Source organism: Mesorhizobium sp. M1E.F.Ca.ET.063.01.1.1 (genome assembly GCF_003998155.1).
GTDB lineage: Bacteria > Pseudomonadota > Alphaproteobacteria > Rhizobiales > Rhizobiaceae > Mesorhizobium.
The window spans coordinates 1-696 of the sequence record NZ_RZSC01001416.1; the positions used below are offsets into that span (position 1 = coordinate 1).

The following is a 696-nucleotide window of genomic DNA, read 5'->3' on the forward strand; positions in this document are numbered from 1 at the left end:
GCGCAGCACCGCAGGCAGCGTGCCGGCAGCACCATTGGTCGGCGCGGTCACCACGCGTCCGCCGGCGGCGTTCTCCTCGTTGACCGCCATGGCATAGATCGACAGCCAGTCATTGGCGAGCAGGGGATTGGGCCGGTTCTGCTGCCACTGCTCCTGCAGCTTGTCGTGCAGCTGGCGCGCGCGGCGGCGCACCTTCAGCCCGCCCGGCATGATGCCGTCCTGCGACAGGCCGCGGTCGATGCAGCCCTTCATGGCGCTCCAGATCGCGTCGAGGCCGGCGTCTAGCTCCTCGCGCGGCATGTGCTTCTCCTCGTTGGCGCGCTTCATCTCGGCGATGGAAAGCCCGCTCTTGGCCGCCATCGCCAGCATCTCGACGGCGTTCTTGAACGGATAAGGCACTTTCTTGCCCTCGGTCGTCACGGAGCCCTTGGCCTTCATGCGCTGCAATTCTTCCTCGGAAACGACGAAGCCGCCGCCGATCGAATAATAGATGCGCTTCAACAGCAGCCGGTCGGATGCGTCATAGGCGTAGAAAGCCATGCCGTTGGCGTGGCCGGTCAGTGGCGTCTTGCGGTCGAGCACAAGATCCTTGGCCGGATCGAAGCGATAGATCGGATGTCCAGGCGGCGAAATCCGCTTCTCCGCGCCGATGCGGGCGACGATGCCGTCCGCTTCGTCCGGATCGACCGTCTGCGG

At 65.5% G+C, this 696-nt stretch carries 1 protein-coding gene; it reads right to left on the reverse strand.

All coding sequences use genetic code 11. The annotated features are described in order from the left end of the window. A partial coding sequence (locus EOA29_RS38930) for an L-serine ammonia-lyase, iron-sulfur-dependent, subunit alpha (protein ID WP_189479168.1) occupies positions 1–696 on the reverse strand: 696 nt, incomplete at both ends.